This is a genomic window from Fannyhessea sp., assembly GCF_986145555.1.
In genome coordinates this window covers 1-4,201 of the sequence record NZ_CFRCNA010000048.1, presented here as the reverse complement: position 1 = coordinate 4,201, position 4,201 = coordinate 1, and the positions used below count along the sequence as shown (strand labels likewise).

Here is a 4,201-nt window from a genome sequence, read left to right as displayed (position 1 = left end):
ATTTGGGTAGAAAATAAAAGCGGTCGCCCCAAGCATCCGCCCGGGGGAACCGCTTTTATTAATTTCACTATACACTAACTAATTTTGTTTATCAAAAGTACATCTGAATGTCTTTTTGAAAAAGCGTGATATAGGTGTTAAAACCATAAACGCACGCACGACGGCTATTGCTAATAGGAAGCATTTTTCAATAATCTTAAACTCCGCGATAGACAATGATTACTTACAGGTAAGATGCTGAAGTTGATTACAGTGAAAACCTAGAGAAAATTACGGCATACGACAAGTTGAGAATAGCGACTATTCAAAAGAGAACTTCAAAAAGCGTGGTAATGAGTGGCGCGACCTATTTGTACATGACACGCTTACAAAAAATGGGTTTCAAGTTTATGCCCAAGGTTGCTCAGATATACCTACGTATAAACTGGCAACTCTGTGAGGTAAAAGCACGATACACGCGCGCAACTTTAATCCTGGCTCCATGCGATGTGCCGAAAATGCAGTATAAAGTGCAATGGGTAGTGTTTATCGATAGAACAGGGAATGTAAGAAGATTGATATGCATAGGAGGCAGCTCCTCCATTAGCGGAGCAGCGTACCTCCTATACAAGTAAAATATACCATAAGAAAGAGAATACATGCAAAAAAGAACCCGCCCAGCTTGCCTCCCACGAATGGCAGGTCTCTGACGGGCTATGTACATTATACCACGATTTACCTCGGCGCCTAAAGATACGCCCGTGCGCCTTTTTGAAAAGGAACAGCATAGGTGTTATGGCGAAGTCCGAATAATTAACTCAAAAGGCGAGATGAAAATAATAAAAAGGCTAAACCCCTCTGAATAGGTCAGTGGGGAAGCCTCTTTATGCTTAAACTATAACAAAATTTGACTCGCTTATCAAAGTTACGCCCGTGCGCCTTTAATTTTCACGCTGCACTGAGCATGCTGGCCTTCGGTACAATTGATACTCGTTATTGGATTCAGGATTTAGTGCTATTTAAGTTGTTTGATTTTTGACTATTGCCTGAACTTGTAAATAGCGGATTAAACAGCTGCGAAAAGTCCGCCGCCGATAACCCGCTATTTACACTATAGCACCAAGAAGAACCACATGCAGGGCTAGTAGTTACTCGTGATGTTATATGAAGAAAAATAAAAGAGACTACGACAGGGTAACCCCCGAAGCAGCCTCTTTTATTGCATCCAATATAGCAAAAATTAATGTGTTTATAAAGCAAGGTATCAAGTGCGTCTTTCAAGTTGATAAAGAAATAGTTTAGAAAACTAGAAGTCAAGCGCCTCAAAACGTTATTGGTAAAGCAGGTTTGGATAGTGCTATTGAATTGAAATATACACAATAACAAGCATTTGAGTAGAAGCATCAAAATACCTTAAGCTTTGCGCGTAATAAAAAACGAGCAAAAGGATGAATGGTTCGCCGATTGCGCGCTCCATATACTACACCACAATTAAGAGTAACAAGGTTAATGGAGACTCTACAAAAAATAGAGGCAGCCTCCTCAGGCAGCTGCCCGAAGATACTGCCTCTATCTCTTCTCACTATACACTAACTTCATTCGCTTATCAAAGGTACTCGTCTGGGCGCCTTTTAATAATTCCGCTGTATAGAGTGTATTTGAGCCATCAGTACAACTGACACTCTTTCTTACATGATAGACATGGCTTTTAGCATGATTGCAATGGAAATAATTATAACTACCTCTAATATGTAACGAAGGATACAATAATATACAGCAACAACCACAAATGAACTAAAATGATTAAATTGAACGAATCAGAGGTTGTTGCTTTTGTCGTTGATGTCCTAAAGCAAGTTATAGCAGGGCTAATACTATACTTACTTCTTGAAAGACACGACAAAGACTAAAAAAAGATTACAATGCGTGGTGCTGCGCGCCTTATAATCCATCTTACAAGATTAAGGAGTTGATAGAATGGATTACATAGAGTTTTTATTTAGTTTTATACGGCAAGTTATCGCTAGTATGATTGGTATATATATCGCGTATGTAATCATCAAGAAATGGGAGAAACATCATGGCAACTCAAGCACGCCTAAGGGCAAATAAACGCTATGAACAACAATCAGTAAAGCGTATATCAGTTCCTTTTTATCCAAAAGATAAAGAGTTATATGAGTATGCTTGTAGTTTTGATAACAAAGCAGGTTATATTCGCGACCTTATCGAAAAAGATATGCAAGCAAAGCATGAACAACATGAAGCATAAAATAACAAATACTGTATTATCACATCTGATAATACAGTATTTAGAAAGGAGAGAAAAAGAAAAAGACTCAAAGCCCGCTAGCAAAGAGTCTTAAAATAAAAAGTCTTGCAAGGGGTTAGAGCGTCTAGCCTCTTGCGGGCTATTCATAGCATAGCACATGTATAAAAATAAAGTAGAGGAGAAAATCATGGATATTAAACTCATAGGTATCTTAATTGTTATCTTTGTAGTTATAGACCTTATATATTGGTTTATTACAAAGGGAGGTCATAAAAATGGCAACAAGTGAAGCACAGAAGCGCGCAAACGCTAGCTATAAAAGACGGAACACTAAAACAAAGCAGATAGTATTCTTTCCCGATGACATGGGTCTGTTTGAGTGGGTATGTATGCAACCAAAACAAAACGCCTATCTAAAAGACCTCATCAGAAAAGACATGCAAGCTCACAATCAAAATGAGCAGCTTTGAGCAGACGTGAGCAGCTTTGAGCAGCGTATATAGCGTAGTATGTAATGTGTGAAGCCGTGGGGGAAACCTTGCGGCTTTTCCAATAACAGACGTACGGGGGTTGCCAAACCTATGTACGCCTTTTTATATACAAGGGTCTTTGATTATAAGTCTAAATTTAGCGCGGGTGGGGCTGGCCATAAGTTCCATCTTCGGTGTGATTGCATAATCGTTCCAGGAACAAAGAAAACAACTATCGAAGGATATGATCCTGATGAGATGTATGCACGTTGGTGTAAGTGCGCTGAAACGATTGGCCTTGAGCCTATTTGGGAGAATCGATATGCAATTATCTCTGAATGTGAGACAAGAGATTTTAAGTGGCTAAATAGCAGGACTCCGTCTGAAATAACCTACGCAACACCGAAAATCAAGCATTCAGTAACAATAGATAATCCGTGGGAAGATAGGACGGCTCATAGGCTTGCGGCTGTAGGCATTGAATCACAGTTTCAGGTTGATTATGACTGGGCTATAACGAACGGTATAAAGTGTAAAGTCGGACTACCCGATTTTGAAAACGGCGATGAAATAAAGACTCCTAGAGACTCTGAAAACGCCTTTGGAGCTGTAAAAAATTATGTTTTAAAGACTAATAAAAGAAAAAAAGGAGTTATAAGGATGGTGATAGATAACTCTGAATCTAAGTTTAGTTATGCAGATCTTACTAAAGCAATACAAGACGTTACGAATGAATTCGGTGCAAATTACACGATTGCTTGTTTTACAAAGACAGGGGAGCTAGTTAATGTGTACAAATAAAAGAGCGAGTGCAAATTCGCGCAGTTGTACGCGGGCTGCTCGCCCTTCTTTCGATTATATCATATTTTGTCGATAAGGAGAACAATTTACATAGGTATTAAAAAGACCCTGGTTCCCTATCCAGAGCGCCAAGGTCTTTTTGTTAAACCAACTATACCACACACCCGACTCGTACAAGGGTAGTACATCGGTCTCCAAAACCGAAAATTAATGTTCGAATCGTTAGTCGGGTGCCAAAGCATTAGTACTTGAAGGAAGTACGTTAAAAAATGCCAATTAAAAAACTCGCTTAATCCATATTAAATAGAATAAGCGAGTTTTCTTAACTCAATTATACCCAATTTTGTTGATTTAAGCCACTGAAAAGTGGTTTTTTCATATTTCATACACGCAACCGTTGCGGAAAAGCGGTACCTACCTCGTAGCAAGGGTAATGCTACTCGCAAACGTCCGAGCGGACGGAACCTGTTGAAAGGAAAGAAATGGATTTGAAGGAACCTGTAACCACTCAAGAGCAGCTCGACAAGATTGTGAAAGGCAGGCTTGAAAGAGAGCGTAAAGACCTTCGCAGAAGTTGTGGTGATGTTCGGCAAAAATCTTTCTTATCCCAGGTTCAAATCTCGGTCTCGCCTCTATTGAATAACTGTAGGTGGATCGTCCAAACGGCGCTCTTTTTTGT

General features: G+C 39.5%; 4 protein-coding genes. All 4 read left to right on the top strand.

The annotated features are described in order from the left end of the window. The first annotated feature begins 2,059 nt into the window (after positions 1–2,059). Complete coding sequence (locus tag AC5GD6_RS06105) at positions 2,060–2,251, top strand: hypothetical protein (RefSeq protein ID WP_276776126.1); 192 nt, start codon at positions 2,060–2,062, stop codon at positions 2,249–2,251. Positions 2,252–2,526: 275 nt separating this feature from the next. After that, a complete protein-coding gene (locus AC5GD6_RS06100; RefSeq protein ID WP_048596430.1) occupies positions 2,527–2,721 on the top strand; it encodes a hypothetical protein in 195 nt (64 codons plus the stop codon). Positions 2,722–2,832: 111 nt separating this feature from the next. Further along, positions 2,833–3,522 carry a VG15 protein gene (locus tag AC5GD6_RS06095; RefSeq protein ID WP_491846471.1) on the top strand — a complete coding sequence of 230 codons (690 nt, stop codon included), beginning with the start codon at positions 2,833–2,835 and terminating at the stop codon, positions 3,520–3,522. A 482-nt stretch (positions 3,523–4,004) separates the two neighbouring features. Beyond that, positions 4,005–4,201, top strand: a 197-nt coding sequence (locus AC5GD6_RS06090; RefSeq protein WP_491846470.1) for a hypothetical protein, incomplete at its 3' end; no start/stop codon positions are given.

Bases quoted from the DNA above. Each gene is read 5' to 3' on its own strand.
- AC5GD6_RS06105 (WP_276776126.1), top strand. From the start codon at position 2,060: ATGGCAACTCAAGCACGCCTAAGGGCAAATAAACGCTATGAACAACAA.
- AC5GD6_RS06100 (WP_048596430.1), top strand. From the start codon at position 2,527: ATGGCAACAAGTGAAGCACAGAAGCGCGCAAACGCTAGCTATAAAAGA.
- AC5GD6_RS06095 (WP_491846471.1), top strand. From the start codon at position 2,833: ATGTACGCCTTTTTATATACAAGGGTCTTTGATTATAAGTCTAAATTT.